The 26,122-nt window shown below is 34.8% G+C and carries 29 protein-coding genes; 17 read left to right on the forward strand and 12 right to left on the reverse strand.

Going from position 1 to position 26,122, the window contains the following annotated elements; all coding sequences use genetic code 11:
• Nucleotides 1-14: 14 nt before the first annotated feature.
• Together AB1467_05610 and tnpA are read right to left on the reverse strand one after the other, a co-directional pair.
• The gene (locus AB1467_05610; protein ID MEW6295735.1) at nucleotides 15-968 is read right to left on the reverse strand and encodes a glycosyltransferase; all 954 of its coding nucleotides are present in this window, start codon (nucleotides 966-968) and stop codon (nucleotides 15-17) included.
• Nucleotides 969-1,123: 155 nt separating this feature from the next.
• On the reverse strand, nucleotides 1,124-1,555 hold the full coding sequence (gene tnpA, locus AB1467_05615) for an IS200/IS605 family transposase (GenBank protein ID MEW6295736.1): 432 nt from the start codon (nucleotides 1,553-1,555) through the stop codon (nucleotides 1,124-1,126).
• A gap of 193 nt (nucleotides 1,556-1,748) precedes the next feature.
• On the opposite strand from tnpA, the gene AB1467_05620 reads away from it, so the two are divergent.
• Complete coding sequence (locus AB1467_05620) at nucleotides 1,749-2,495, forward strand: class I SAM-dependent methyltransferase (protein MEW6295737.1); 747 nt, start codon at nucleotides 1,749-1,751, stop codon at nucleotides 2,493-2,495.
• A 57-nt stretch (nucleotides 2,496-2,552) separates the two neighbouring features.
• A complete protein-coding gene (locus AB1467_05625; GenBank protein MEW6295738.1) occupies nucleotides 2,553-3,698 on the forward strand; it encodes a hypothetical protein in 1,146 nt (381 codons plus the stop codon).
• 9 nt (nucleotides 3,699-3,707) lie between these two features.
• Here AB1467_05625 and AB1467_05630 read toward each other — a convergent pair whose 3' ends face one another.
• Nucleotides 3,708-4,646: a lysylphosphatidylglycerol synthase transmembrane domain-containing protein gene (locus tag AB1467_05630; GenBank protein ID MEW6295739.1), complete on the reverse strand. Its 939-nt coding sequence runs from the start codon at nucleotides 4,644-4,646 to the stop codon at nucleotides 3,708-3,710.
• A gap of 183 nt (nucleotides 4,647-4,829) precedes the next feature.
• On the opposite strand from AB1467_05630, the gene AB1467_05635 reads away from it, so the two are divergent.
• The 5 genes from AB1467_05635 to AB1467_05655 are packed head-to-tail and all read left to right on the forward strand — an operon-like array spanning nucleotide 4,830 to nucleotide 11,397.
• The gene (locus AB1467_05635) at nucleotides 4,830-6,353 is read left to right on the forward strand and encodes a hypothetical protein (GenBank protein MEW6295740.1); all 1,524 of its coding nucleotides are present in this window, start codon (nucleotides 4,830-4,832) and stop codon (nucleotides 6,351-6,353) included.
• 41 nt (nucleotides 6,354-6,394) lie between these two features.
• Complete coding sequence (locus AB1467_05640; protein ID MEW6295741.1) at nucleotides 6,395-7,333, forward strand: glycosyltransferase family 2 protein; 939 nt, start codon at nucleotides 6,395-6,397, stop codon at nucleotides 7,331-7,333.
• A 44-nt stretch (nucleotides 7,334-7,377) separates the two neighbouring features.
• Complete coding sequence (locus AB1467_05645; GenBank protein ID MEW6295742.1) at nucleotides 7,378-8,592, forward strand: DegT/DnrJ/EryC1/StrS family aminotransferase; 1,215 nt, start codon at nucleotides 7,378-7,380, stop codon at nucleotides 8,590-8,592.
• Between the two features lie 42 nt (nucleotides 8,593-8,634).
• Nucleotides 8,635-9,777: a glycosyltransferase family 4 protein gene (locus AB1467_05650; GenBank protein ID MEW6295743.1), complete on the forward strand. Its 1,143-nt coding sequence runs from the start codon at nucleotides 8,635-8,637 to the stop codon at nucleotides 9,775-9,777.
• A gap of 21 nt (nucleotides 9,778-9,798) precedes the next feature.
• The gene (locus tag AB1467_05655; GenBank protein ID MEW6295744.1) at nucleotides 9,799-11,397 is read left to right on the forward strand and encodes a hypothetical protein; all 1,599 of its coding nucleotides are present in this window, start codon (nucleotides 9,799-9,801) and stop codon (nucleotides 11,395-11,397) included.
• Nucleotides 11,398-11,409: 12 nt separating this feature from the next.
• Here the strand turns inward: AB1467_05655 and AB1467_05660 are convergent, their stop codons facing one another.
• Genes AB1467_05660 through AB1467_05680 form a run of 5 tightly spaced genes read right to left on the reverse strand, consistent with a single transcriptional unit; the run spans nucleotide 11,410 to nucleotide 16,263 of the window.
• Entirely contained in the window at nucleotides 11,410-12,387 is a 978-nt protein-coding gene (locus AB1467_05660) for a lysylphosphatidylglycerol synthase transmembrane domain-containing protein (protein MEW6295745.1), read from the reverse strand.
• A 16-nt stretch (nucleotides 12,388-12,403) separates the two neighbouring features.
• Nucleotides 12,404-13,126 carry a polyprenol monophosphomannose synthase gene (locus tag AB1467_05665; GenBank protein ID MEW6295746.1) on the reverse strand — a complete coding sequence of 241 codons (723 nt, stop codon included), beginning with the start codon at nucleotides 13,124-13,126 and terminating at the stop codon, nucleotides 12,404-12,406.
• A gap of 45 nt (nucleotides 13,127-13,171) precedes the next feature.
• Nucleotides 13,172-14,113, reverse strand: coding sequence for a UDP-glucuronic acid decarboxylase family protein (locus AB1467_05670; protein ID MEW6295747.1), 942 nt, complete (start codon nucleotides 14,111-14,113; stop codon nucleotides 13,172-13,174).
• Nucleotides 14,110-14,988: a UTP--glucose-1-phosphate uridylyltransferase GalU gene (galU, locus tag AB1467_05675; GenBank protein MEW6295748.1), complete on the reverse strand. Its 879-nt coding sequence runs from the start codon at nucleotides 14,986-14,988 to the stop codon at nucleotides 14,110-14,112. The genes AB1467_05670 and galU overlap by 4 nt, the downstream gene beginning before the upstream one ends.
• Before the next feature lie 6 nt (nucleotides 14,989-14,994).
• The gene (locus AB1467_05680) at nucleotides 14,995-16,263 is read right to left on the reverse strand and encodes a UDP-glucose/GDP-mannose dehydrogenase family protein (protein ID MEW6295749.1); all 1,269 of its coding nucleotides are present in this window, start codon (nucleotides 16,261-16,263) and stop codon (nucleotides 14,995-14,997) included.
• Between the two features lie 86 nt (nucleotides 16,264-16,349).
• Between AB1467_05680 and AB1467_05685 the strand changes: the two genes are divergently transcribed.
• The 3 genes from AB1467_05685 to AB1467_05695 all read left to right on the forward strand — a co-directional run bounded on the left by AB1467_05685 (nucleotide 16,350) and on the right by AB1467_05695 (nucleotide 18,213).
• Nucleotides 16,350-17,141, forward strand: a complete 792-nt coding sequence (locus AB1467_05685) for a sugar phosphate nucleotidyltransferase (GenBank protein MEW6295750.1) — start codon at nucleotides 16,350-16,352, stop codon at nucleotides 17,139-17,141.
• A gap of 13 nt (nucleotides 17,142-17,154) precedes the next feature.
• Nucleotides 17,155-17,628 (forward strand): hypothetical protein, encoded by a 474-nt coding sequence (locus AB1467_05690; GenBank protein MEW6295751.1) that lies wholly within the window; start codon nucleotides 17,155-17,157, stop codon nucleotides 17,626-17,628.
• A gap of 66 nt (nucleotides 17,629-17,694) precedes the next feature.
• Nucleotides 17,695-18,213 (forward strand): hypothetical protein, encoded by a 519-nt coding sequence (locus AB1467_05695; protein MEW6295752.1) that lies wholly within the window; start codon nucleotides 17,695-17,697, stop codon nucleotides 18,211-18,213.
• A 2-nt stretch (nucleotides 18,214-18,215) separates the two neighbouring features.
• Here AB1467_05695 and AB1467_05700 read toward each other — a convergent pair whose 3' ends face one another.
• The gene (locus AB1467_05700; protein MEW6295753.1) at nucleotides 18,216-19,052 is read right to left on the reverse strand and encodes a TIM barrel protein; all 837 of its coding nucleotides are present in this window, start codon (nucleotides 19,050-19,052) and stop codon (nucleotides 18,216-18,218) included.
• 71 nt (nucleotides 19,053-19,123) lie between these two features.
• Between AB1467_05700 and AB1467_05705 the strand changes: the two genes are divergently transcribed.
• A complete protein-coding gene (locus AB1467_05705) occupies nucleotides 19,124-19,966 on the forward strand; it encodes a nucleotidyltransferase family protein (GenBank protein ID MEW6295754.1) in 843 nt (280 codons plus the stop codon).
• An 11-nt stretch (nucleotides 19,967-19,977) separates the two neighbouring features.
• Nucleotides 19,978-20,940, forward strand: a complete 963-nt coding sequence (locus AB1467_05710; GenBank protein MEW6295755.1) for a GDP-mannose 4,6-dehydratase — start codon at nucleotides 19,978-19,980, stop codon at nucleotides 20,938-20,940.
• Here the strand turns inward: AB1467_05710 and AB1467_05715 are convergent.
• On the reverse strand, nucleotides 20,937-21,764 hold the full coding sequence (locus AB1467_05715; GenBank protein ID MEW6295756.1) for a hypothetical protein: 828 nt from the start codon (nucleotides 21,762-21,764) through the stop codon (nucleotides 20,937-20,939). The genes AB1467_05710 and AB1467_05715 overlap by 4 nt on opposite strands.
• A 69-nt stretch (nucleotides 21,765-21,833) precedes the next feature.
• On the opposite strand from AB1467_05715, the gene AB1467_05720 reads away from it, so the two are divergent.
• From AB1467_05720 to AB1467_05735, 4 genes are all read left to right on the forward strand, one after another.
• On the forward strand, nucleotides 21,834-22,370 hold the full coding sequence (locus AB1467_05720; GenBank protein MEW6295757.1) for an adenine phosphoribosyltransferase: 537 nt from the start codon (nucleotides 21,834-21,836) through the stop codon (nucleotides 22,368-22,370).
• A gap of 24 nt (nucleotides 22,371-22,394) precedes the next feature.
• Nucleotides 22,395-23,171, forward strand: a complete 777-nt coding sequence (mtnP, locus tag AB1467_05725) for an S-methyl-5'-thioadenosine phosphorylase (GenBank protein ID MEW6295758.1) — start codon at nucleotides 22,395-22,397, stop codon at nucleotides 23,169-23,171.
• A gap of 63 nt (nucleotides 23,172-23,234) precedes the next feature.
• Entirely contained in the window at nucleotides 23,235-23,540 is a 306-nt protein-coding gene (locus AB1467_05730) for a hypothetical protein (protein ID MEW6295759.1), read from the forward strand.
• 4 nt (nucleotides 23,541-23,544) lie between these two features.
• On the forward strand, nucleotides 23,545-23,814 hold the full coding sequence (locus AB1467_05735) for a type II toxin-antitoxin system RelE/ParE family toxin (protein MEW6295760.1): 270 nt from the start codon (nucleotides 23,545-23,547) through the stop codon (nucleotides 23,812-23,814).
• 5 nt (nucleotides 23,815-23,819) lie between these two features.
• Here AB1467_05735 and AB1467_05740 read toward each other — a convergent pair whose 3' ends face one another.
• Together AB1467_05740 and AB1467_05745 are read right to left on the reverse strand one after the other, a co-directional pair.
• Nucleotides 23,820-24,716, reverse strand: coding sequence for a M48 family metallopeptidase (locus AB1467_05740; protein MEW6295761.1), 897 nt, complete (start codon nucleotides 24,714-24,716; stop codon nucleotides 23,820-23,822).
• A gap of 76 nt (nucleotides 24,717-24,792) precedes the next feature.
• The gene (locus AB1467_05745) at nucleotides 24,793-25,362 is read right to left on the reverse strand and encodes a LemA family protein (protein MEW6295762.1); all 570 of its coding nucleotides are present in this window, start codon (nucleotides 25,360-25,362) and stop codon (nucleotides 24,793-24,795) included.
• 73 nt (nucleotides 25,363-25,435) lie between these two features.
• On the opposite strand from AB1467_05745, the gene AB1467_05750 reads away from it, so the two are divergent.
• Nucleotides 25,436-26,068, forward strand: a complete 633-nt coding sequence (locus AB1467_05750) for a DedA family protein (protein ID MEW6295763.1) — start codon at nucleotides 25,436-25,438, stop codon at nucleotides 26,066-26,068.
• Nucleotides 26,069-26,122 lie beyond the last annotated feature (54 nt).

Below are 26,122 nucleotides of genomic sequence, written 5' to 3' on the forward strand. Positions count from 1 at the left end.
ATAACTACCAAAATTTATTTTAATGAAACGCTAAAATAATAAAACAAAAAGAAAAAAGGAAACAATAGGTCTCTTAAATAAGAAATTAATATATAAGAAAATGCATCAAAAAAAGAATATTTCTTGCCTTTTAATCCAATTAAGTATTTAACAAAAATTATTATTAACAACAAACCAAAGAAAAAAATCCAATGATTATTTAATGAAAAAAATATTAAAAGCAAAAAAGAGGGCCAAGCAAATAACGCCTGCTTTAAGCCTCCCCTACAAATAAACCCAAAAGTTTTTTTGTACAATTGAGGAAACTTTTTGTAAAGTCTTACATCCCCTTTTATTAGGAATAATTCTTTTAATATTGAAAGCCTACTAATCTTTCTCGGGGGATGATAAACTATTGCATTGGGGGCGAAAGCAATTTTTTTATTATTACTTAAAACTCTAAAAGCCAAGTCAGTATCCTCCCTAAAGAAATTATAGTTTTCATCAAATCCCTTGACTTTCCTTAAAATATTCTTTCTAAAGGCTATATTGCAAGCAGGAAAATAGTTGCCTGAAATGTTTTGGGGAGAATGATAAAAAACGCCTTTAGAGTGGCCAACAGTTTTGCCCTCGATTCCTGCAATCTCCGGGTTTTTGAACAAAACAATTAATTCCTCAAGCCAATTATTTTTGGGGGTTACATCGTCATCAGTAAAAGCAATTAAATCAGCCTTGGCCTTTAAAATGCCAAAATTTCTTTTTCTATCTGGAAAATCTGAATCAATCTCATAAAAAAATATATTTTTTGTCTTAATTTCATCAAAAACTTTTTTGGTTTTATTTTTTTTACACCCCACAACAATTATTTCATAATCTTTTATTTTAATTGATTGATTAAGCAAAGCTTTCAAAGTTCTTTTTAATAATTCATTTCTGTTATAAGCAGGGATAACTACACTAATCTTTGGTTTAAAATCTATTTTATTCATTGTACCTGATTAAACTTTGTTTTAAAAGTATTTTAATTGTTTACTATAGCGGAAGATAAATAAATGGATTTGCCTACTAATATGACATTCTCTCCGACCTAAAGGCTCGCCCTTGCGGGGCGAGGTCGCCTGCGGGCGACTCGGAGTTTCTGCAGTCAGTAAAAAGCTGACAGCATTGTTTGGTTTGCTTGTTTTTCAACGTAATCTATTGTTGTTTCCAAGTCAACGTTCCCAACTGTTCTAGCAAACTTTCCTGGGCTCCAGAAATGCCCTTTAGGATACCTTAACCTGAACAAAGGCTGTCTTCTGAACAACTCATAACTTGAACCGCCTTTCAGTAACTGTAATGCTTTTGACTGGGGAATGCAAGGCCTAGTGCTTACAACAATATGTGTGTGTTCTGGTTGGATTGCCAAACTCAAAATCAGCATTTCATGCCTTTTGGCTATTTCTTTCAAGATTTCTTCATATATTTTTTTATACTTGTCTTTCCTTAACATATTGTATCTGTATTTAGTGCACCACTGCAAGTGGTAAACGCACTGCGCTTTTGCGTGCGGATAGCTATTCAAAACATCGCGATTCATAAAAAGTTCTCCTATCGAGCCATCAAAGAGTGCCCGTTAGGGCACTGCGCTCGATAAAAGAAATAAGTGAGAGTAAAAGAAAAAGTTTTGTGTCGCAATTCACCCCGCACTAAAAGTGCGGTCCGCTAACGCAGATTACTTGCGACACAGGGTGAACATTTAATAAATTCTCAAGCGTAAAAAGACGTTATTTATGTTACCATTAAATAAAACATATCTTGGAATATCTGGAGACTACTATGAAAAAGCACATAACTCAATGCATAAATCTCAACGTTTTTTTTATAAAACAAGAGAAAAATTTTTAATAGATTTAATGCCAAAGAAAAAAATTGAAAACGTTCTAGAAATAGGTTTTGGTTCGGGGATAATTATTAAAAAATTAGCGGCAAAAAATTATTATAAATCTATTTTTGGTATGGATTTATCATTTGAAGCAGCCAAATATCTAAAAAAATCAACCAACATTAAGTATACAAAAGTAAAAGTTTTGGTCGGCGATTTGGACAATATCCCATTCAAAAAGGGGGCCTTTGATTTAGTGATTTTATCGCATGTTTTGGAACACATCCATAACCCTTCAAAAGCCTTAATTGAGTGCAAGAAAATTTTAAAAGAAGACGGCTACCTGCTTATATCCTTCCCAAACAATATGTCTTTATGGCCACTTGCAGAAGCTGTTTTTGACAAAACGCTTGCCCCTAAAGACTATTCACTTAAAGAACAACATATCCAACAGTTAAATAATTTTAATGTTACAAAAATACTGAAAAAAGAAGGTTTTAAAATAAATAAAAGCGGAACCTTATACTTGTTTTCCCTCCCAGTTTCTGTTTTATCAGAAAAAATATCAAACTTTCTTTTTATTATTGATAAACTGCTTTTTCTTTCACCTTTTAACATGATTAGTTATATTTTAGCAAGTAAGCAAAAAAATTAAAGATAGTAAGGTTTTTGCGTTAAAGTTTTAAATTATTTTTTAGTCATTTAGATTTAAATGAAAAAAGAGACCAAAATCTTAATTTTTTTGTTTATTGTAGCTTTTCTATTAAGGGCAATAAATATTGACCAAAAAAAATTTGGCGTCGATGAAGTTATAACATTCAAATATTCTGAATCATTTAAAGCAATGGACTATGCACTAAAAAACGATTATTACCCCCCATTATTTTATGCAATAATATTCGTTTTAAGACGGTTTTTTTCTGTTATTGCTTTGAGGGTTATTTTTATTCTGATTGCTCTAGCAGGCATAGCTTTTTTTTGGTTTGCATTGAAAGAATTTTTCCCAAAAAATAAAGAACTAGTATGGATAAGTATTTTGTTAATTGTATTTAACCCATTGCATATAGCTTACTCAAGCCATTTGAGGCATTATATAATATTAATAACTCTTTTCGCTTTGAGCGCTTACCTAATTGGACGATTGTTACGTTTAAAAGATATTAAAGAAAAAAGAAAAATTCTCTGGTTTTTGTCTTTAACTTATGTTATGCTTGTATACTTACATTATGTTACGGCGCTCTTTATAATTTTCTCTGAACTTATTTTTCTTTTCCTTTTTGTATTCAAAAAATCTTTTGCAGAAGTGAAAAAGTATTGGAAAATTATTGCTGTTTTTATTATTTTAATAATGCCTATTTTTATTTTTGCCCCAACACAAATTAAAAAATTTGAAAGCAGTCATTTATTTGGGGCAAAAACTGAAAACAATTTGACTGCCCTTTTTTACAATATATACAAATTAGTTATTGGAATAAATATTAATTCGTTTTTTTACTTAATGATCCTCCCTGTATCAGCAATAGTAATTTTTATCTTTATTATTTTATTTTCTTACGGCCTAATCTTGACTGTTAAATCGAGAAAAAGAGAACCAAAATTCTTTCTGATAACATTTGTTTTAAGCATTATATTGTCTGCTTTTTTATATATTATTGCACCAATGTTAGGAAGTTTCAGATATTATACATTTCTTATCTTTAATTCTATGTTTTTTGTTGCTTTAAGCATTGATTCGGTTAATAACAAAAATTTAAAATTTTTTATAATTAGTTTGATCATTTTGATATACTTCGTAATTTTCCTAAATTATTCAAATATTATTTTACTTGAAGATTGGAACAAATATTTTGGGCTTTAACATACACATTTATTTTTTTGTGTTCGACAAAATTGTTTTTTTAAAGTATAAAAGACCAATTATTACCATTGCCACAAAATTTAATATTAAGGCATAACCTAGAGCTGCCGCCAAGGTTGTTAAATTTACCACGAATTGCTGTGAAAATAATATGAAAGCGCCTTCTCTAATGCCAAGCCCCCCAATAGAAATTGGAATATAGGAAACTATAAGAGAAGAAGAATTTATGAGAATTATAATAAAAGGGGCTGCCATTTCACCCAAACCCAATAAAAGGACAAAAATCAACACGCCCTGCAGTATTATTCTAAAAAAGGTTATAACAAAGTTGCATAAAAGAATTGATTTGTTTTTTGCTAATGAAAGTAAAGTTTCATGAAAAACACCAAAGAAGGGGGTTACATTTTTGAAAATAAACCTCATTAAAAAATTATTTTTGCTTAAAGAAAAAACAGAATAAAAACCAAATATTATTGCCCCCCATAATAAAACCAGAAAAATAACATTCCAAAATAAGTTTTCAGGAGAAAAGAAAAAAATAAAAAAAGTTAAGAAAACAGACAGCAAAACAATTGTTATGCCCTTATCTAAAATCATTGAGGCAACTATCTGACCCGGCTTAAATTCTTTTCTCAGGAAATATGCTAAAGAAAAATCCCCTATTTTGCCCGGCGCCAAAAACCCGAGTGCCCAAGAATAACAATAATTATAAAAAAAGTGTTTTGAATCAATTTTTTTAATTTTATCCAGAAAAATTTTTACACAAATAAAATTTAGGAATATAATAAAGAATACTATTAAAAAAGCAAGAACAAAGAAAAGCGGGTTTATTTTTTGCAGTTCGGTAAAAACATTGTTGAAACCAACCCATTTTAAAATGAGAAGCAGGATTACTGCCCCGATAACTATTCTTAAAATTTTACTTTTATTTTTTTTTATTGAAATCATTATTTTATTACCTTAAAATAAAATTTTGGGTAACCTGTTAAAAACGTATTTATTTAAAAAACTCTTGATTTACATAAAAATTAATGTTTTAAACTCATATTGTAATATATATAGATTATAGCAGATTTATTTTTATTGCCTTAACAAAAATAACTGTTTTTAAGTAAAATGCGGTTTTAAATAATGAAAAAAAAATCTTCAAATTTTTTGAGCAGGTTAGGTTACAATGAAAAAATATTAATTTTTTGCGCTTTAATCTTTTCTTCCATATATTTAATTTTTTTCCCTGTTTTTTATGCATCTATTGATGAACATGAATATGCAAAAAATGCTTATCTTTTAAAACAAGGTTCCTTGATAACAGAGGACCCATTAAAGGCCTGCAGGGGGACATTTAATGGCCAAGGATTTATTTCAAATTATTATATTGGAAAATCATTATTTTTATTGCCATTCACTTTTATAGGGTTTAGTGCCTTAATGCTTTCCGGATTAATAATCCACCTGATAAACTTCTTTTTATTCTATTTAATTTTAAAGAAACTGAAATTTAACCCAATAAATTCCCTGCTTTATCTGTTATTTCCAGCTTTTATTTGGGATATGCGGACCTTAAACACAGAGCTATTAGTGTTAATGTTTCTTTTGCTGGGCTTTTATTTTTACTTATCAAAAGAATTAAAGAAAAACTATCTTTCAGGACTTTTCTTCGGTTTTGCCTGCATTGTAAGATACGATGCATTAATTGCTTTCTGGCCTTTTGCCTTGTTTTCTCTTTTTAAAGATAAGAAAAAATTTTTTGCATTAATAAGCGGAATAGTTTTGCCTGCACTATTTATTTTAGCATATAATAATTATTTTTACGGAAATTTTTTTACTGCAGGGTACGGAAACATAGGCACGTTAATTTCACACAAATTAAATCTGGCCAGCTCCTTTTACACTTTACTATTTGCATTAATTGTTATCACAGTAATGTACCCTTTAATGCTTTTAAGCCCCATTTTTTATAAAAAGCAGGGAAGAATTGAAATCTCACTGGTTTTATTAAGTTATTTATTATTTTATGTAAAGGCATATAACGTTCTATCATATGATTTTAACATAATTAAAAATTTTACAACCCAAATTCGCTACATAATCCCTGCCCTTGGCTTGCTTTTGATTATATACATTCCTTTATTTGAAACAATACTGAAAAAAATTTCAATGAAAATAAAATTTTTAAATCGTAATAAAATTTTTGCTTTAATTATTTTGTTTCTTTTTTGCGTTTTAACAGTGGCCTCATATTATCATTCAAATTTTTTAAAAGATAGATACACTGTTTTCCAACAAATTTATTCTAACACCCCAAAAAATGCCTTGCTTGTTGGTGGCAGTGATGACTGCATGTACACCCTCCGAGGGGCATTTGAAAAGCGAAGATACATTAGAATTGATGCGGAAAATGATTTGGGTCCAACAATGAAAAATTTTGATGTGAAAAAGTTTTTTGATGATAAAACTTACATAATTAATTTGGAGTATAGCAATAGGAGAGGCAGCGAAAGTTTAAGGCAGAAAACAATTGTGGACAAAGAAAGAAAGGCAGTTGAAGGTTTTATTATAGAAAACAGAAAAAGCCTGCAATTAATATTTAAAACTGATAAACCGCATTATCTAGAAATATATAAGTATATTCCAAGCAATGTACCAAAACCTTAAAATATATTCGGGGAAGTTTTTTATATAGGGGAAGATATAAAATGAAACTAATAATAACAATTCCAGCTTACAATGAGGAAAATACAGTAGCCAAAGTTATTGAAGAAATACCAAAAAAAATTGAAGGCATTTCAAAAATAGAAATTCTAGTGATTGATGACGGCTCCACAGACAAAACTTCCGAAGCAGCAAAAAAAGCAGGAGCACAAGTTTTAATCAATAAAAAGAGACTTGGTTTGGCCAGAACTTTCAAGAAAGGCCTTGAAAATGCTTTGAATTTAGGGGCGGATATAATAATTAACACAGATGCAGATTTTCAGTACAACCAAAAGCAAATCCCTCTTTTAATCAAACCAATACTTAACAATGAAGCAGACATTGTGCTGGGCTCAAGATTTAAGGGATGGATTGAAGAAATGCCTTTACAAAAAAAGATAGGCAACAGGATTGTTTCCTGGATTGTTAGAAATATTTCTGGTTTACCTATTTCTGATGCCCAAACTGGTTTTAGAGCGTTCAGCAGAGAAGCCGCCTTACAATTAAACATTTTCTCTGACTATACTTACACACAAGAGACAATACTTCAAGCAGCAGAAAAAAAATTAATAATAAGAGAGGCCCCCATAGATTTTAGAAAAAGAAAAGGAAGCTCACGGCTCATATCAAACATTTTTGTTTATGCAAAGAAAGCTTTTTTAACCATTTTAATTGCATACTTAAATTATAAACCATTAAAAGTTTTTTTAGGAATTGGAAGCATATTTTTTTTGCTGGGTTTACTTTTAGGTTCAAGGGTATTAATTCATTATTTTAACACTGGATTGGTTTCGCCATACCTGCCAACAGCAATTCTTACAGCAGTACTTTTGATATTTGGATTTCAAATTATTGTCATAGGGTTAATTGCGGAAATGATAAAATATAACAGGAAAATTGAAGAGGAATTACTCTATAAAATAAAAAAGATGACCTGGCAATAAAATTTGTGTTTATTAGTTAGTAATAAAAGTTGGTGATAAAAAAAATGAGGTTGATAAAAGTAGGTGAGTTTGTTTTAGGAGAAGAAGAAAAAAAAGCAGTAAATGAAGTGCTTGACAGCGGGTGGGTTTCTGAAGGCCCAAAAACAAGAGAGTTTGAGGAAAAATGGAGTCAATTTGTTGGCACCAAATATTGCATTGCAGTCAACTCAGGGACTTCAGCATTAATGGCTGGACTCACAGCCCTAAAATATTTTAAGGAACTTAAAGGAAAGAAAATTATTACAACCCCTATAACCTATATTGCTACAACTAATGCTATTGTAAATACACAATTTGAGCCAGTTTTTGTTGATATTGACAGCAAAAAATTTGTAATAAACCCCAAAAATATAAAAGAAGAATTAGAAAACTCAAAAGACCCGCAAGAGTATTCAATTATACTGCCAGTCCATTTAATGGGCTACCCTGCAGACATGGATAAAATAAACAAGATAGCAAAAGAATTCGATTTGATTACTTTTGAAGACTCAGCCCAAGCCCATGGAACAATTTATAAAGGAAAAAAAACCGGCTCTCTTTCTCTTTTGTCTGACTTTTCTTTTTACATTGCCCACAACATTCAAGTAGGAGAAATGGGGGCAATTACCACCAATGACAAAGAAATTGCAAGGCTCGTAAAAAAAATCAAAGCCCACGGGAGAATGTGCGATTGCAGCATTTGCACAAGACCTAAAGGCTTCTGCCCAAAACTTAAAGGAAGCAGAGAAAATGAAAAAGGCGAAGATTTTGATCCAAGATTTAAACACGATCTAATCGGCTATAACTTTAAGACAACCGAATTCCAGGCAGCCTTAGGTCTAGCCCAATTAAAGAAAGCTGATGAAATTATCAGTAAAAGACAGTTTAATGTGAAATACTTAAATGAAGGACTCCAAAGGCTCGATGGCATAATTCAACTACCGGAGTATTCTGACAAGGTAAGTTATCTTGCTTACCCTTTGGTCATAAAAGAAACAAAAAAGATTTCAAGGAAAGAATTAAGAAAAAAACTTGAAGAAAAAGGTATTGAAACAAGACCATTATTTGGCTGCATACCAATACAACAGGAAGCATATGCAAATCTAAAACATTTATATGAAGGAAAATTAAAAAATGCGGAATATGTGGGCACAAACGGCTTCTATGTGGGCTGCCATCAATATTTATCAATTGAAGATTTAGATTATATAACCAAAGCTTTCAAAGAAATTTTAAAATAACCCTGTCTGCCCAATTTAAAATTAACAAAGTGATTCCAAAAAATGAAAGTAATAGTAATTGGTCCAATCAAACCGTTCAGAGGGGGAATATCTCATTCAAATACTATCACTTGCACAACCCTCTCTAAAAAACATAAAGTAAAAGTAATTTCATTCAAAAGACTTTTTCCAAAGCTTTTGTTTCCCGGAAGGTTCCAGAAAGAGAAGGTCCCCCAACCAAATATTAACATAGAATGGATTATAGACACATTAAATCCGTTTAGCTGGGTGAAAGCGGTCAAATTAATAGAAAAAGAAAAGCCCGATATTGTTATATTCCAATGGTGGACTACTTTTTTAGCCCCTTGCTATTATTTTATTGCAAGAAAAATAAAAGGAAAAACAAAAATTTCAGCAATAACACACCATGTACTGCCCCAGCAAGAAACTGGAAGAAACTTTTATGTATCTTTTGTAATCAATAAATTTTTAACAAAAATGTTCTTCAGGCAAATAGATAATTTTTTGGTGAGATCAAATGCAGATAAAAATAAATTGCTTTCTTTAATGCCTCATGCAAAAGTAGAATGTCTAATTGAACAAACTTTTTTAGAAGAATTTAAACCAAAAAAAAAGGTCAGTAAAAAACAAGCCAGGGAAAAAATTGGTTTAAAAGAGGAAAAAAATTTATTATTTTTTGGTTTTATTAGGTCTTATAAAGGGCTAAGATACCTACTTGAAGCAATGCCTCTAATTTTGAAAAAGCATGATGTAAAATTAATGATTGTTGGCGAGTTCTGGGAAAACAAAAATGAGTATTTAAAGAAAATAGAAAAACTTGGAATAAAAGAAAAAATATTAATTGTAGATAAGTATGTTTCAAATGAAGAAGCAGTACTTTATTTTACTGCTGCAGATGCTGTTGTAATACCCCACACTTATATCAGTGAATCTGGAATAATTCAACTAGCTTATGCATTAAATACCCCAATAATTGCAACCAAAGTCGGTGGCAATCCAGACTTTATTGAAAATAAAAAGACGGGGTTGCTTGTTGAACCGAAAAACCCTAAAAAGCTTGCTGAAGCAATCGACTATTTTTATTCAAATAATTTAGAAAAAAAATTCAAAAAAGCTATGAAGAAAAAAGAAAAAATCTTCAAGTGGAGCAAAGAAAAAGAAAAAATCTTATTAGGAGCAGATTAATTTAATGGAAAGGAGCAAACAGTGAATAAAGGCAGTAAATTTAGTATGTTTCTCATAGGATTCTACGTTTTTGCAGCTGTCAGCACATTAGTTTCATTAAATATTGGAATTTTTTGGCTTAATTCAGCCCTAATTCTTATCTCCAGTATATTTATTGCCTTTTTGTTAATCAGAAAAACAAAAATTAAATTTGAAATTCCCAATTCAGTTTGGGCATTAAGTTTATTGATGATGTTAATTTCAGCATTCCCTCTCTTGTTTTTGCATCCTTTTTACGATGCCAGCGCAGACCCAGCTCAAACTATTATATTAAGGGCACTAAAAGACAAGATACCTCAAACATTTGAACCTTACTCAAATCTAAGTTTTAGTTATCAGTTTGGGTTCCAATTATTCGTAAAACAATTTAATGACTTGTTGCCGATATTACCCGATTATTTTTATAATTGGTTATTTGGGGTCATATTCATGGGTTTATTGCCAGTACTTGCCTATTTTTTAGTTAAACAAATAACGGAAAACACTAATGCAGGGCTTGTTAGTGCAGCAGTATTATTTGGAGCTAAAACAATTTTTCGCGACAGCTTATTAGGAAGCTACGGAGTTATTTTAGGATTAAATTTTCTTATTTTAACAATAATAATGATCCATAGAAACAGTAAACTAAAATTCTTATTTTTTCCAGTTGTATTTGCTCTACACCCGGGCATAGCAATACTTCTACTAATATTTTTGTTCATTTACTTTTTTTTTTACAAAGAAAAAATAAAAGAAAATTTAATTTTGCCTTTAAGTTTATTCCTTGTGTTACCGGCATTATTTATAAACTATCCAGTTCTTGGGAGCGGCGCATTAAATCAATTAAAAATAAGCTTTGAAAACATTTTATCCACTGCCATAGCAATACCTTTCTGGATAGGCTTATTCCCAATGCTCCTACTGTTAGCAGCCTTTTTATTATTTTTCAAAAACATGAAGAAAGTAAAAAAAGAAAAGTTATTTTTCCTGATTACTTTTGCCTTGCCAGTAACATTATTCGCTTTAATGAGATTAGCTGGTTTAGGAATGTTTTATACCTCAAAATTTTTTGAGCTTGTAAATATAGGGGTGGCCGGTTTTGTCGGTTTAGTGATTACGGAAAAAAAACCAAAAAAATTAAGCATTGCCGTTCTCGTAATATGCATTGTTTTTTTTGGAACAATTACTTCAAGCTTTTTTTCAGGAGAACTAATTAAATATCGTATGGGAAGCAAGATCACGAAAGAAGAATATAATTTTGCGTTAGAATTTTACAAAATGGACTCGCGCTTGGAAAGGGTTTTCATAGCAAGTAAAAACTCCGCAAAAATTGCAGAATATTCCAATAAAATTCCCTTTGACCCAATGCAAGGCTGGTTTCTGCCTTATGATGAAATCCAAGTGAGGCAAGACCAAGGATATAAAGAATTAATTATGAAACATGAACAAACAGAAAAAATATTAACTGAAAAATGTACGGCTTGTTTGTACAAATTAGATGTGAAGTATGTGATAATCAACAAAAAAGACTTTGACTGGGAGTTAAAAAAAGAATTACTAATATTTTCAGATAAAAATTTTGAAGTCTACAAGCTAAGGTAAATTAATAGCATACTAACCGTTATTAGTCAAACTAAAATTCGGCTTAATTGACTCCCTAAAAAACAGCAAACCCCCAGCTAAAGCTATTAAAAAATAGCCAACAAAAAGATAAACCAAAGAAAAAGCAATTGCCTGCTCTTTAGCCAACCCAATAAAACTAAACAAAAAAATCAAGGCAGCATCCCTGGTGCCAATACCAGAAATAGAAATAGGAATTATATCAACCAACCTAATTATTGGGATTATTAACGCAACAAAAAATAAACTTGCCTGAATATTCAAAGACAAAATAAGAAAATAATCTGCTATAATTGAAAACAACCAGATAAGCAAAGTCAAAATCAAAGCAAAGATTGAATATTTTGGTTTCTTTTTTAAAATACTTAAACCGTGATAAAAAGAATCAAAATTTACCCTTATTTTTTTCTTATGGGTTTGAGGAACAAAAAAATAAAAAAATGGCCTCAAAATTTTTTTCATAAATTTCTTTTTAAAGAAAAAAATGATGCAAACAAAAGCAGCCAACACGATAGCAAATAGGATGGGTGTAGAAATTAAAACTAAATTAAAAGAAAAAGAAAAAGACAATATTGCAACCAAACCTAAAAGCAACAAAACAACAATATCAAACAACCTGTCAATAAAAACAGTTGAGAAAGACTTACCTAAATTATTCAATTCTTTATCCAAATAAAAAGTTCTAACAAATTCCCCTATTCTGCCAGGGGTAATAATGCCCCAAAAAAAACCAACAAGAAAATACTTGACACAGTAAAAAACAGATTTATTCTTTCCAAAAGGCAAAATTAAAACTCTCCACTTTAACCCCTTAATAAACAAAACAAAAAAGGTTAAAAAAAGATAAAAGGAAAAGAACAGAAGATTAATCTTGTAGATATATGAAAAAGATTTTGAAATATCTAATTTAAGTAAAATATAAATAAACAAAAGCAAACCTATTATGACAAAAAATCTTTTTTTAAAAATCATTAATTAGCACTCAAAATTAATTTATTTTACTGTTAACCCTTAGCTTTATGGCGCGATAAAAAAAGAAGGGAATTTCCCTTAAAGAGAGTTTTGATTTTCCGCCCCTCCTTGCATCAAAAATGGTTGGAATCTCAGTTATTTTAAAGCCTTTTTTGTTAATTCTTAAAAGTATCTCTGAAAGAAATTCATAACCCCTTGATTCTATTCCATCTATATCTATTGATTTAAGCACATCTGTCTTATACGCCCTATAAGCATTTGTGACATCTGTAACCGGCAAATTTAAGATAAGTTTAACCAAAAAATTAGCTCCTTTACTCATTATGCCCCTGTAAAAAGGCCTGTTCTTGAAGCCCCCCCCCTTACTGTATCTAGTTCCAATAACAACATCAAAACCATCGTTGATCTTATTAATAAAATCAATAATATATTTTGGGTTATGAGAAAAATCGGCATCCATCCCAAATATCAAGTCAGAATTTAACTCAAAAGCCTTTTTGAAACCCGCAATATAAGCGACCCCTAAGCCTTCCTTCTTTTTTCTTTCAAGCAAAAAAACATTTTTGTTTGATTTCATTATTTTTTTTACCTCAAAACCGGTTCCATCCGGAGAAGTGTCATCGACAACAAGAATTTTTCCTTTGATTTTATTTTTTTTAAATTCCTTTAAAATTTCATTAATCAAAAGCCTTATATTATTTCTTTCATTGTAAGTTGGAATAACAATCAAAACTTTCATTGCTTTACCACCAACAAAAAAACATTGTAAACCAACACATATTTTTTACAGAAGACTTTTAATACTTTTGAAATAATTTATGGTGAGGGCTAACCCGTAATCTAATTTAACTGTGGGCTCCCAATGCAATAACTTTTTTGCTTTTGAAATGTCAGGTCTCCTTTTTGTTGCGTCATCAGCAGGCAGAGGCCTGAAAACAATCTTTGATTTTGATTTAGTTAACCCGACTAGTTTTTGAGCCAACTCAAGTATTGTGAATTCGCCAGGATTACCTAAATTTATTGGACCCGATTCATTTGAATCCATCATTTTAAGGAGGCCTTCAACCATGTCAGAAATATAACAGAAGGAGCGCGTTTGCTTTCCGCTGCCGTAAACAGTCAAAGGCTTTCCTTTCAACGCCTGCATGATGAAATTAGGAACAACCCTTCCATCATCCAAATCCATTCTAGGGCCATAAGTATTGAAAATCCTGACAATCTTTGTATCCAAATTTTTTTTCCTGTAATAAGCCATAATCAAAGCCTCAGAGAAACGCTTTGATTCGTCATAGGAGGACCGCAAGCCAATCGGGTTAACATTGCCCCAATAGCTTTCAGGCTGAGGATGCACAGAAGGGTCACCATATACTTCTGAGGTTGAAGTATGCAAGAATTTAGTCTTATTCTTTACAGCCAAATCCAACATGTTCTTTGTTCCAATCGAGCCAACCATCAAAGTCTCAATAGACCAGTTCTGGTAATGCACAGGGGAAGCAACAGAAGCAAGATTAAAGATTTCGTCAAACCCTTCCTTGAATTTTAATGGCTTGCAGATGTCTGCCTTGATAAACTTGAAATTTTTGTTTTTGATTAAATGGGAGATATTTCTTTTTTTCCCTGTAATCAAATTGTCAATACAAACAACTTTGTTGCCCCCTTCAATTAATGCATCGCACAAATGGCTTCCAATGAATCCTGCGCCGCCTGTAACAAGAACTGAATTCATTTTCTTTCCACAACTTCCTTCAGGTAATTCAAGAACTCTTCTCTCAGGTCAGGCCTCTGCAAAGCAAATTCCACTGTTGCCTTCAAGTAGGTTATTTTATCTCCGACAGTAAGCCATTGGCCGTCAGTAATATTGAATGCAACCATCCTTTCCTTTTTGTTTAATTTTCTTAAAGCGTCAGTCAATTGAAGCTCGTTTCCTGCGCCGAAAGGGGTGCTCTCAAGAATGCCAAAAATTTCCGGCTTTAAAATATATCTTCCAACAATCGCGAGATTGCTTGGGGCTTCCTTTACGGAAGGCTTTTCAATCAAATCCTCAACCAAAAGGTCTCCATTACTTTTATTGTACTTAATTACCCCATATAATGGAATTTTATCTTGGGGCACAGCATAAACAGAGAGAACACAAGAATGGTATCTTTCATACAATTCAATCAAATGCTGAATGCAAGGCTTCTTTGAAAGAATCAAGTCATCACCCAAAAAAACAGCAAAAGGCTCATCATCAATATGCTTTTTGGCGCAGAGGATTGCATGGCCTAAACCTAATGGTTCTTTCTGCCTTACATAATAAATGTCTGCCATGTTCTCAATCTTATCTAATTCCTCAAGCATTAAATGATTCCTCTTTGATTCAAGCAGAGAATTCAATTCAACACTTTTATCGAAATGGTCCTCAATGGCTCTTTTAGTCCGCCCAGTGATAATTACAATGTCATCAATTCCGGAAGCAACAGCTTCTTCAACAATGTACTGGATTGCAGGCTTGTCTACAACAGGGAGCATTTCCTTTGGCTGGGCCTTTGTTGCGGGAAGAAATCTTGTGCCCAGGCCGGCAGCAGGAATCACTGCCTTAGTAATAGAAGACTTTTTCAATTAAGCTCACCAGCAAATTCCAGTGTAATTCTTAGGGAACTTCTCCTTAAAAATTCTTCTGCCGTCAAAAACCGGCTTGCCCTTAAAATCCAATTTACTGAAATGAGGCCACTCAGTCACAACAAAAATTATCTCGCTCTCTTTCACGAGCTTTTGGGCAGAATCAAAATAATTCAATTCAGGGAAGAACTTCTTCATGTTCTCTTCGGCCTGAGGGTCATGAGCCAGAATTATTGCGCCCTCCTTATTCAATGCCTCAATAATCTTTATAGCCCTGCTCTCTCTCACGTCATCTGTCCCAGGCTTAAATGCAAGCCCCAAAAGGCCAACCCTTTTGCCTTTAAGCGAATGCTTCTTTTTCGCTAATTCAATCAATTTATTTGGCTGGCCTTCATTCACCTTAACCACAGACTCAAGAAGCGAAGCATCCAAACCCAATTCCTTTGCTTTTGAGATCAAAGCACTAACATCCTTGGGAAAACAAGAGCCCCCCCAACCAAGACCTGCATTCAGGAAATGCCTTCCAATCCTCTTGTCCAAACCCATTCCCTCTGCAACCCTGTAAACGTCAATGTTTAAGGCCTTGCACATATTGCCTATCTCATTAATAAAAGAAATCTTGGTTGAAAGGAAAGAATTCGAAGCATACTTGATCATTTCAGCTTCGGTAGGGTCAGTGAAAAGAATATGAGAATTAAAATTCGAATACAATTCCTTCATAACCTTCTTTTCTTTCTCCCCCACCACACCAACAACAATCCTGTCAGGCTTAAGGAAGTCATCCAATGCAACGCCCTCCCTCAAAAACTCAGGGTTCATGCACAAGCCGAAATCCCTTCCAGCTTTCTTTCCTGAGGATTCTTCAAGCAAAGGCTTTACTTCCTCCATTGTAGTGCCAGGCACAACAGTGCTTTTAATCACAACAATATGGAATTTACTTGAATTCTTCAAAAAATTGCCTACGCCCATTGCAACGCTCTTCACAAAGCTAAGGTCACATTTTCCTGCATCATCGCAGGGCGTTCCAACACAAATAAAACTCGCATCAGAATCATTCAAGGCCTTATTCAAATCAGTTACAGGAAACAAATTTTTGTTCAAAGTCTTCTGGATTGCCTCTTCCAAGCCTTCCTCGAAAATAGGGCTCTTGCCTTTCCTAATCAATTCAATTTTATCCTTGTTATTATCATAACAATAGACTTTATGGCCTTTTAAAGCCAAGCCAACGCCCGAAACCAAACCGACATATCCTGTGCCGACAACAGTAACATTCAATTATATCACCTTGAAACAATACAATAGGAATTAAGGGAAAGAAAAGCTTTAAAAAAAGTATTACATCATATTAAGTATGATAAGGTATGAGAGACAGGATTACAATCACAATAAGGGATGATGTCCTTAAACAGGTTGACAGGAGCATTGACGGCCTCTCCATAAGGAGCAGGAGCCAGGCAATAGAATTCCTGCTCACAAAACTCCTCTCTGACTTCAAGCTCAAAAATGCTTTAGTGCTTGCAGGCGGCAAAAATTCAGCAAAATTCCTTCTTGATTTAAAAGGCAAACCCCTACTTGAAAGGGTTATTGACCAAATCAACAGCTTTCACGTAAGCAATTTTCTGGTTTACACTGACTCAATGAAAGAAAAAATAAAAAAAGAATTTGAAGAAAGAAGGCTGCCCTATAACCTTCAATTCATTGAGTCAGCAAAGCCCTCAGGCACAATTGAGCCGCTTATAAGGGCAAAGAATTACCTGAATGACACATTCCTCCTTGCCTATGGCGATACCTTATGCTCTTTGAATTTGAATGAGATGCTTTCCTTCCACAGGAAAAACAATTCCATTGCAACAATCGCCCTCACAACAGTAAGCAATCCAAAGGAGTACGGTGTTGCAATGCTTGAAGGGGAAAAAATAAGGAAGTTCACGCAAAAGCCCAGGAAAGGCACTGAAAGCTTTCTGGTTAATGCGGGCTTCATGCTGTTCGAGCCGGAAATATTCAAGCACATGAGCAGGGAAATGCATTCACTTGAATCAGACCTTCTGCCCAAACTAGCAGAAAAGAATTTACTGCACGGCTACAGCTTCCAGGGAATGTACCTGAACATCAACACAAGAGAAGACTACGAAAAAGCCAAAATGATGCTTTGAAAAAGGTGATTAAATGTTAAGACTACGAAAAGGCACTTCAATAAAAATTTCAGCAAAAAATGTTTATGTCGTGCGCGGAGGAGCAAAAGATAAAAGGCAGAGATATGCGCAGGCAATTGGCCCATGGATTAACCCAAAAATTGTGTTTCACCCAGAAGCCTTACCAGAATCCAAAAGAACAACAAGGGCTATTGAAATGGGAAAAAAGATTTTTGAGCTGCGACAGCAAACAAGAATAAAAAAAGGAAAACCACCCAGAAAAGTTTTTGAAGCCATAGAAACACAAAGACAAAGAGTTATTATGGGGAAGGATGGGACAACCATACATATTTATTCATCAGAGTATACACCTTACGCTTACGCAAAAACAGATTTAGCAAGGCAAGGTGTGAGAAGAAAAATTCTTTTAAGAAAAGGAAAACTTGAAAAAGTTTATCCTCACTTGGCTCCAGCAGGGGCAGGAGTCCTTTCAATAGGTGGTAAATAGATAATTATTCCTTTTAGAAGTGCAACTGTTGCAACCTTCCCAAACAAGTATCATGTTGTTTCAGGTATGGCAGATATTTATCCCCACACCGGAAAACAGAGACAGCATGAAAAGCCGCATGAAACAGCAACAAGAGAAGTGGCTGAGGAAATTGGATTTAAAGTCCCTGGAAAAATAAAACAATTCCCGTGGTTTAAAGTACAGAGCGCAGCAAAAGAGATTGGAATTGCAAAAAGAAAGTTCTCTTTTTACGGAGCCAAATTTAAGACTGTTCCAAAAGAAAAAGCGCCTGCTCTTGCAATAGTAAGGGATGTTGTCAATGGAACAATTGAACCATTATATGCGATTGATATAAAAACAAAAGAGCCAGACAAGCTTTTGAAAGAAAAATTTAGTGAGCTTCCAAACGGAATGCTAAGAGTAAAAGAAGCAGAAGACGCGTGGGAAATGAAGTACGCCGCCAAAATTCCAAGAAATTCAAGAAGCATAAAAGAATTCATTGAAAAAAACAAAAAGAGCCTAACCCAAACAGCACTCATATGCCTTTCAATCTATGCCGAAGAACTTGAAAAAACAGGAAAATAAAATTAATTCTTTTCCATCCAGTTTTCCACAAGCCTTTTTTCTTTTAGTATTTCTTCTTCCTTCACGTTGCTGAAGTGCTCGAGGATAATTGGAATTTTCTTTATGCGCTTTATGCTTTTTAGTTTGGACAAAAATTTTGAATTTATTGGAGCGTGAACATCCTGGCCTTTCCTGTTTGAATGCAAGTGCACTTCAAAAATCTTTTCCTGCAATTTCAAAAGCCCACTTAAGGTGCCGTCGCACTGCGCGTGGCCAGTGTCAAAAAGCAGGCCTAATTCAGGGAATTCCTTAAAGACTTTTTTGAATCCCTGAAAGCCTGAAACTAATGCCCCGTCCTGGCTCTTGATGTTCTCAATCGCAATCCTTGTTCCAGATGAATTTTTCTTGAAAAAGAAATCTATTACCTCAAACAAATTTTCAAATGACTCTGCTTTGTTTAATTCCCTCAATTTTACTGCTTCAGCATAACCTTCCTTCTTCCATTCAAGGCCCATTTCATACAAAAAGCCTGGGTGAAAGCCTATTGCTTCGGCTTCAACAATCCTTGCTGCCTTAAGCATGTCCCCTGCAATCAATTTGTTTTCTTTTGTGAGGCCCAGAGAAGGATTAAACCACACCTGCTTTGCTAGGGGAGGAAAAAGGCCATGAATAGTGAAAGCTTTTTCAGGGAACCCCTTTCTAATTTTTTTAATTACTGCAAAAGGGCTTCCTTCGCTTACAGAATACTTGTGCGCTGCACCCAATTCAATTAAACTGAAACCCAATTCAGAGCAATTGATAATTGAATCCCTCAACCCAAAGCCTTTTGTGGCAAAATAACTAGAGCTCAATCCAATCAATCAAAGCACCTGAGAAAGAAATACTTCATTAAATTTAAAAATTAATGCACTCAAAATATTTATGAAAAATTATGAAAAAAGAGGAAAAGGAAAGGGTCACAGTAAACATTGACTCTGCACTGCTCTTAAGAGTGGATAAAATCATAAATGGGAGAGAGATAAGGAACAGGAGCCATGCATTCGAGTCCCTCATAACAAAGGCATTGAACCTGAATTCCATTAATACTGCCTTCGTCCTTGCCGGAGGCAAGGGCACAAGGCTTAAGCCTTTTACTGATGAAATACCCAAACCCATGATTCCAGTGAAAGGCAGGCCCATAATAGATTACCTGGTTGAACTGCTCAGAAAACATGAAGTGAGAAACATAATATTCGCTTTGGGCCACAAGACCGACTCAATAAAAGAATATTTCGGCAATGGAACAAAATTCGGCGTAAAAATTACTTACATTGAAGAAGAAAAGCCTTTAGGCACAGGAGGACCGTTAAAATTAGCAAAAGACCTGCTTAAAGAAGAATTTCTAATGTTTAATGGAGACAACCTCACAAACATCAATCTTGGGGAAATGATTTCATTCCACAAAAAGCACAATGCTCTCGCTACAATTGCATTAAAGGCTGTTGAAGACCCGTCAAATTTCGGTGTAATGGAACTAGAGGGAGACAAAGTAATAGAATTTTTAGAGAAGCCAAAAAACCCTAAATCCAACTTAGTGAATGCTGGGGCCTATATACTCAAGCCTGAAATAATTGACATGCTGCCAAAAGGCTTTTCCCAGATAGAGAAAGCAGTCTTCCCAAAACTTGCAGCTCAAGGAAAGCTTTATGGCTACATCTACAAAGGCCAATGGTTCCCCACAGACACCTTCGAAAGATACGAGAAAGCACTAAAGGAATGGAAAGGAATAAATTAGGAGGTAAAAAAATGAAAAGAATTTTAATTACCGGGGTCAATGGTTTTGTTGGAAGCCATCTAAGCGAATTTTTATTGAACAACAATTTAGGAGAAGTGAATGGAGTTTTAAGAAACAAACATGAATCACTAAAAAATTTATCCAATATAAAAGAAAAAATTAAATTAATTGAAGCAGATATTAATGATTTAAATGCAATCTCTGAAACAATAAAAGAAGTTCAGCCAGAGGTAATATTCCATCTTGCAGCACAGGCTTTTGTGCCAAGCTCATGGAATTCTCCTTTCGAGACATTAAACACAAACATCATGGGTTCACTGAACTTGTTTGAAGCAGTAAGGAAAAGCAATTCCAACCCGGTAATCCAAATAGCAGGAAGCAGCGAAGAATACGGCCTGGTTAAAGAGGACGAAATCCCAATAAAAGAAAGCAACCCGCTAAGACCATTAAGCCCCTACGGAGTCAGCAAAGTAGCAATGGACATGCTCGGCTATCAATACTTCAAAAGCTACGGAATGAAAATTGTCAGGACAAGAGCATTCAACCACACGGGCCCAAGAAGAGGCGAAGTATACGCCACAAGCAATTTTGCGCACCAGATAGCAGAAATCGAAGCAAAAAAGAAAGAGCCAATATTATATGTTGGAAACCTTGAAGCAAAAAGAGACTTCACTGATGTTAGAGACATGGTGAGGGCTTACTGGCTTGCAACGCAAAAATGCAAACCAGGAGAAGTATACAATATCTGTTCAGGCAAAAGCTACGCAATAAAGGAAATCATAGACAGATTGATCAACCTGAGCAAAAACAAAAAAATCAAAATAGAGCAAGACCCAAAAAGAATGAGACCAAGCGATGTGCTAAATCTTCTGGGAGACAGCAACAAATTCAGAAAAGAAACAGGCTGGAAGCCTGAAATAACATTCGAGCAAACCTTGAAAGACCTGCTTGACTACTGGAGAGCAAACATTTAGGAAAGCCTTCTTTTCCTGAATTCCCTGAATGCCTCAATTGTTCCCTCAAACAATTTTCTTTTTGTTAAATGAATCCTTTTAATTTCTTTCATTTTCTCAGTTTTAATTTTGCTTTTATCCCCTACAAAATAGAATTCATAACTTAATTTCCTTTTCCTTAAAGGCTCAATCATTCTCAAGTCAGAAGGGCTGTCCCCGAAAAGCCTGTAAAACCTTACTCTCCTTCTTTGAGGCCCAAGCATTCCGAGAGCCTGGTCTGCAGCAAAAGCCTTGCTCACAGCAAAAGGCAAAAGGTCAACGGCATAAAGGCTTCTCACTACATGAAATCCTTTGTGTTTTAAAGAAATTTCTCTCATTAATTTTTCTGTTTTCTTAAGTCCTTGTTCAACAAGCACTGGATTCTTTCTTTTGATTTCATGAATGGCCTCAATTGTCACAACAGCTTGTTTTGTTTTATCATAAAACACGCCAGGAATTAATTTCACTTGCCTTCTAACCTTTTCCATTATATTTTTTGGAACACTAATTCTTCTGTTAATTTCCCTGATTAATTTTCCGCCAGAAATTCTTGCTGTAACAAGGCCGTGCTCGCCGACAAAAGAAATGTTATTCACCGCATTAGGAAATTTTGCTTCAAAAGAATTGATTACCGGCAGCAGGTTTTTTTGAACCCAGTCAATCGAACGCCCTGAAACAAAGAAAACCTTGTGGCCCTCATTTGCTTTTTTCATGAACTCAAGTACTGCTTTTGGCTTTACATTGGCAAAGGCCCCAGTTACAGGCCCATCAATGTCAACCAGAAAACAGTCAATTCCATTTTGCATAACAGAAAACTAATTTATCTGAAAAGCTTTTTAATACATTCCTGGAACAAAAAATTACTGGAGCAGAGAATGAAAGAAAAATTTCTGAAAGAGAAAATAAGGGCTGTGCCGGATTTCCCGAAAAAAGGAATAATGTTCAGGGACATTACCACCCTGCTGCAGGACGCGCAGGCATTCAGGACAGTAATAAACGAATTTAAAGAGTATTACACCAAAAAAGGGATTGCTATAGACAAGGTTGCAAGCGCTGAATCAAGGGGCTTCATATTCGGAGCAGTGCTAGCGCATGAACTTAACGCAGGATTCGTGCCGGTGAGAAAGCCAGGGAAACTTCCATGGAAGACAATAAAGCAGGAATTCAAGACAGAATACTCAACAGACGCATTCGAACTGCACATGGACTCAATAAAAAAAGGCGACAGGGTGCTCATAGCAGATGATCTTCTTGCAACAGGAGGAACAATAGAGGCAATAATAAAATTAGTCGAAAAATTAGGGGGAAAAGTTGCAGGCATATGCTGCCTTGTAGAATTAAGCTTTCTTAAAGGCAGAAAAAAACTGAAGGGATACGATGTATTCTCTCTTGTAGACTATGAAAGCGAATGATTGATAAAAATAGGAGGAAAAAAAATGATTGGATTGATTGGAGGCTCAGGATTTTATGACACGGCAATGCTCAAGAAAACAGAGCAGAAAAAAGTGCACACGCCATTCGGTGCGACAAGCGATTTGGTTACAACGGGAGAATTTGAAGAAAAAAAGATTGCATTCATTCCAAGGCACGGGGCAAAACACTCAATCAACCCATCGCAAGTGAATTACAGGGCGAATATCCAGGCAATGAAAGAATTAGGCGTCCAAAGAATAATTGCAGCAAACGCTGTAGGCTCACTAAAAGAAGAAATGAAGCCAGGCGAGCTTGTAATAGTTGACCAATTCATTGATTTAACGAAAGGCAGAAAAAACACTTTCTATGAAGGCACGCAAGTATGCCATATTTCTACTGCAGAGCCCTTCTGCAAAGAACTGAGAAAAATACTGATTGAATCAGCACAAAAACTAAGCCTGCCATTCCACGAGAAAGGAACATGCATTGTAATTGAAGGCCCAAGGTTCTCAACAAAAGCAGAATCCATTCTCTTCAAATCATGGGGTGCAGACATAATAAACATGACCTTGTGCCCTGAAGCAGTCCTTGCAAGAGAAGCAGAAATATGCTATGCAGCAATAGCAATGGTAACAGACTACGACTGCTGGAAGGACAGCCATGCCACAGGAGCAGAAGTAGTGAAAATAATGAAAGAGAACGTCCACAAAATGCAAATGCTTGTAAAAGAAGCAATTCCACTTATCCCAGAGCAAAGGAAATGCGAATGCAAGGACGCATTAAAAAGCGCAATACAATAAGGCATAAGTTTATATCATGTTATTAACATAATTATTTGATTAACATAATTATGTGGTGGTCAGATGAATGTGACTATGTCTGTTAGCGGTGTTTTGGAAAAAGAGATAAGAAGGAACCCGCAAATAAAATGGACTGAAATTGCAAGAAGGGCAATGATTGAAGAGGCGACTAAAATGAGAAAACTTGAAATAATGCAAAAGTATATGGAAAAAAAAGAAATTGCTGACGAGGACTGGAAATGGATGGACTCCATTGATTGGCACCCAGTAGATGAAATGAATTACAAGAAATCTTTTATTGAAAGAATAAAGAAAGCACAAAAAGAAAAAGCGATAAAAGTAGGTTCTGTTGATAAATTATTCAAGTGATTCAATGGCTTATTCTCTTGAATCTGAGCCTTCATGCAAGAAAGCAATAAAGAAAGCATGCAAGAAAAACAAAGAACTGGAAAAAGCCTTAAAAAACAAGATTTCAGAAATCCTTGAAAACCCGCAGAGATTCAAGCCACTAAAATATAATCTTGCAGGCCAGCACAGAGTTCACATCCTTAAAAGCTTTGTTTTAACTTATGAAATCAATGAAAATTTAAAAACAGTAAAAATGCTTATTTTTGACCATCACGACAATATATATGAAAAATAATTTTTTTACATTGCTTCCAATGCCTTGATTCTTTCCTGTATTGGCGGGTGAGTGCTGAACAGGTTGTCAAGCCAGCCGCCGTGGGCCTTTAACGGATTGGAGATGTACAAGTGCTCTGTTGCCTTGTTCGCTGCCTCTAACGGTTCCTTGTCTGCATTAATCTTCTTTAATGCGTCAGCAAGGCCTTGAGGGTAACGCGTCAGCAAAGCGCCGTCAGCGTCCGCAAGGAACTCCCTCTTCCTGGAGATAGCGAACTTGACTAACTGGGCAATAATTGGAGTTAAAATTGCAAGCACAATTCCAATTATTACTAGAACAAACCAGCCTTTTTCTGCCTCCCTCCTTGAGCCTCTTGAACCCCAGAACATTGACCTTAAAATCAAGTCAGAGACAAGGGCAGCAATTCCCACAAGAACAACAACTATTGTCATGAACCTGACATCATAATTCTTTATGTGGCTCATCTCATGGGCTATAACTCCCTCTAATTCCAGTCTCTTGAGCCTCTGCACTGCGCCCGTGGTAACTACAATAACTGAATGTTCTGGATCCCTTCCAGAAGCAAAGGCATTGATTGCTGTATCATCAATAACATAAATTTTAGGCATTGGAATTCCTGCTGCAATTGCAAGGCCTTCAACGCTGTTGTAAAGGAAAGGAAACTCTTTTGGGTCAGCAGGCCTTGCCTTGCTTATTGCCAGAACAATTGAATCAGAATTATAGTAGGAAATCAAAACAAAAATTATTGAAACAACAATTGCAATTCCTGCTCCTAAAAATATGTCTCCCCACACTGCCCCGAGGACAACGCCAAGAAAAGCAATTAATACAACAAAGAGAACGAAAAGGATTACTGAATTCCTCTTGTTTGAGGAAATCCTGCCGTAAACATTTTCTGCCATAAAAAAACACTTGAACTGCATTAAACCGTAATTCAATTAATAATTAAAAAACAAAAAAAAGAAAAAGGGAGAGGAATTAAAATGAAACCTTGACTGGCTCCCTTGAACCTGCTTCGACCTCAAAGAATTCCTTTTGAGTGAACTGGAACATTCCTGCAACAATGTTTGAAGGAAAAGTCTGAATAGAATTATTGTAATCCAAAACTGAATCATTGTAGAACTGCCTTGCGTAAGCAATCTTTGACTCAATGCCATCCAACTGCTCTTGAAGAAGCTTGAAGTTCTCGTTTGCCTTCAATTGAGGATAGGCTTCAGCCACAGCAAACAAAGTCTTCAATGCCCCAGTAAGAAAGTTCTCTGCCGCAGCCTTGTCCTTCATTCCCTGGGCGTTAGCAACCTGAGACCTTGCCTGGGTCACCTTCTCAAATACTTCCCTTTCATGCTTTGCATAGCCCTTCACTGTTTCTACAAGATTAGGCACTAAATCAAACCTTTTCTTCAATTGGACGTCAATCTGGCTCCAGGAATTGTTCACCCTGTTCCTTTTCACTATAAGGCCGTTGAAGATTGCTATTAGCACTAGAACTACAATTACTATTATGACCAGTATTACAATTGAAATCAATGAAACAAAATCAAAAGCCATTAAACAAAACCTCCGTTATACCTATTGCTCACGAATATAATAAAAAGCTTTTCATAACCAGAAAATAAATCCAATGAGCACAATAACAGCATTCGCAGGAATAGGAATAGGCACATTCACAGAAATAATTGCAATGGCAGGATACTGGGGGGTATTCCTTTTAATGCTTTTAGAGAGCACTGCAGCACCAGTGCCATCAGAATTGGTCATGCCCTTTGCCGGATTCCTTGTGAGCGCAGGAAGAATGGACTTACTCACAGTAATACTAATTGCCTCTGCAGGGTCAATTATTGGCTCACTTATATCTTACTGGATTGGAAGAGAATTAGGAAAGCCCTTCATCAAAAAATACGGGAAATATGTACTGCTGAATTTGCACCATCTTGAGCTCACAGAAAAATTCTTTTCCAGGCACGGCACAAAAACAATATTCTTCAGCAGATTCATTCCAGTAATAAGGCACCTCATATCAATTCCAGCAGGAGCAGCAAAAATGAATTTACTGAAATTCAGCTTCTACACATTCCTTGGCGCCCTCGGATGGAATTCAATCCTAGTGTTTGCAGGCATCAAACTTAAAGAGAATTGGGTGCAGTTAACCAAATTCACTGAAGCAGTGGACATGATAATAATAATAATCATAATTGCAGCAGCAACCGCCTTCTTCTGGAGCGCAAAAAAACACAGGCAAAGAAAACACAAATAGCCCAAGAATTGGCAACAAATAAAAAGCTTTCTTCACCTAAAATATAACATTTAA

The organism is Candidatus Diapherotrites archaeon, from assembly GCA_040755695.1.
Classification (GTDB): Archaea; Iainarchaeota; Iainarchaeia; order Iainarchaeales; family 1-14-0-10-31-34; genus JBFMAK01.

Coding starts and splice junctions, on each gene's coding strand:
- AB1467_05710 (MEW6295755.1), top strand. CDS start 19,978: ATGAAAAGAATTTTAATTACCGGGGTCAATGGTTTTGTTGGAAGCCAT.
- AB1467_05740 (MEW6295761.1), bottom strand. CDS start 24,716: ATGGCAGAAAATGTTTACGGCAGGATTTCCTCAAACAAGAGGAATTCA.
- AB1467_05705 (MEW6295754.1), top strand. CDS start 19,124: ATGAAAAAAGAGGAAAAGGAAAGGGTCACAGTAAACATTGACTCTGCA.
- mtnP (MEW6295758.1), top strand. CDS start 22,395: ATGATTGGATTGATTGGAGGCTCAGGATTTTATGACACGGCAATGCTC.
- AB1467_05620 (MEW6295737.1), top strand. CDS start 1,749: ATGTTACCATTAAATAAAACATATCTTGGAATATCTGGAGACTACTAT.
- AB1467_05650 (MEW6295743.1), top strand. CDS start 8,635: ATGAAAGTAATAGTAATTGGTCCAATCAAACCGTTCAGAGGGGGAATA.
- AB1467_05745 (MEW6295762.1), bottom strand. CDS start 25,362: ATGGCTTTTGATTTTGTTTCATTGATTTCAATTGTAATACTGGTCATA.
- AB1467_05720 (MEW6295757.1), top strand. CDS start 21,834: ATGAAAGAAAAATTTCTGAAAGAGAAAATAAGGGCTGTGCCGGATTTC.
- tnpA (MEW6295736.1), bottom strand. CDS start 1,555: ATGAATCGCGATGTTTTGAATAGCTATCCGCACGCAAAAGCGCAGTGC.
- AB1467_05665 (MEW6295746.1), bottom strand. CDS start 13,126: ATGAAAGTTTTGATTGTTATTCCAACTTACAATGAAAGAAATAATATA.
- AB1467_05630 (MEW6295739.1), bottom strand. CDS start 4,646: ATGATTTCAATAAAAAAAAATAAAAGTAAAATTTTAAGAATAGTTATC.
- AB1467_05735 (MEW6295760.1), top strand. CDS start 23,545: ATGGCTTATTCTCTTGAATCTGAGCCTTCATGCAAGAAAGCAATAAAG.
- AB1467_05660 (MEW6295745.1), bottom strand. CDS start 12,387: ATGATTTTTAAAAAAAGATTTTTTGTCATAATAGGTTTGCTTTTGTTT.
- AB1467_05670 (MEW6295747.1), bottom strand. CDS start 14,113: ATGAATTCAGTTCTTGTTACAGGCGGCGCAGGATTCATTGGAAGCCAT.
- AB1467_05635 (MEW6295740.1), top strand. CDS start 4,830: ATGAAAAAAAAATCTTCAAATTTTTTGAGCAGGTTAGGTTACAATGAA.
- AB1467_05690 (MEW6295751.1), top strand. CDS start 17,155: ATGTTAAGACTACGAAAAGGCACTTCAATAAAAATTTCAGCAAAAAAT.
- AB1467_05730 (MEW6295759.1), top strand. CDS start 23,235: ATGAATGTGACTATGTCTGTTAGCGGTGTTTTGGAAAAAGAGATAAGA.
- AB1467_05645 (MEW6295742.1), top strand. CDS start 7,378: ATGAGGTTGATAAAAGTAGGTGAGTTTGTTTTAGGAGAAGAAGAAAAA.
- AB1467_05750 (MEW6295763.1), top strand. CDS start 25,436: ATGAGCACAATAACAGCATTCGCAGGAATAGGAATAGGCACATTCACA.
- AB1467_05695 (MEW6295752.1), top strand. CDS start 17,695: ATGGCAGATATTTATCCCCACACCGGAAAACAGAGACAGCATGAAAAG.
- AB1467_05610 (MEW6295735.1), bottom strand. CDS start 968: ATGAATAAAATAGATTTTAAACCAAAGATTAGTGTAGTTATCCCTGCT.
- AB1467_05640 (MEW6295741.1), top strand. CDS start 6,395: ATGAAACTAATAATAACAATTCCAGCTTACAATGAGGAAAATACAGTA.
- AB1467_05715 (MEW6295756.1), bottom strand. CDS start 21,764: ATGCAAAATGGAATTGACTGTTTTCTGGTTGACATTGATGGGCCTGTA.
- AB1467_05685 (MEW6295750.1), top strand. CDS start 16,350: ATGAGAGACAGGATTACAATCACAATAAGGGATGATGTCCTTAAACAG.
- AB1467_05625 (MEW6295738.1), top strand. CDS start 2,553: ATGAAAAAAGAGACCAAAATCTTAATTTTTTTGTTTATTGTAGCTTTT.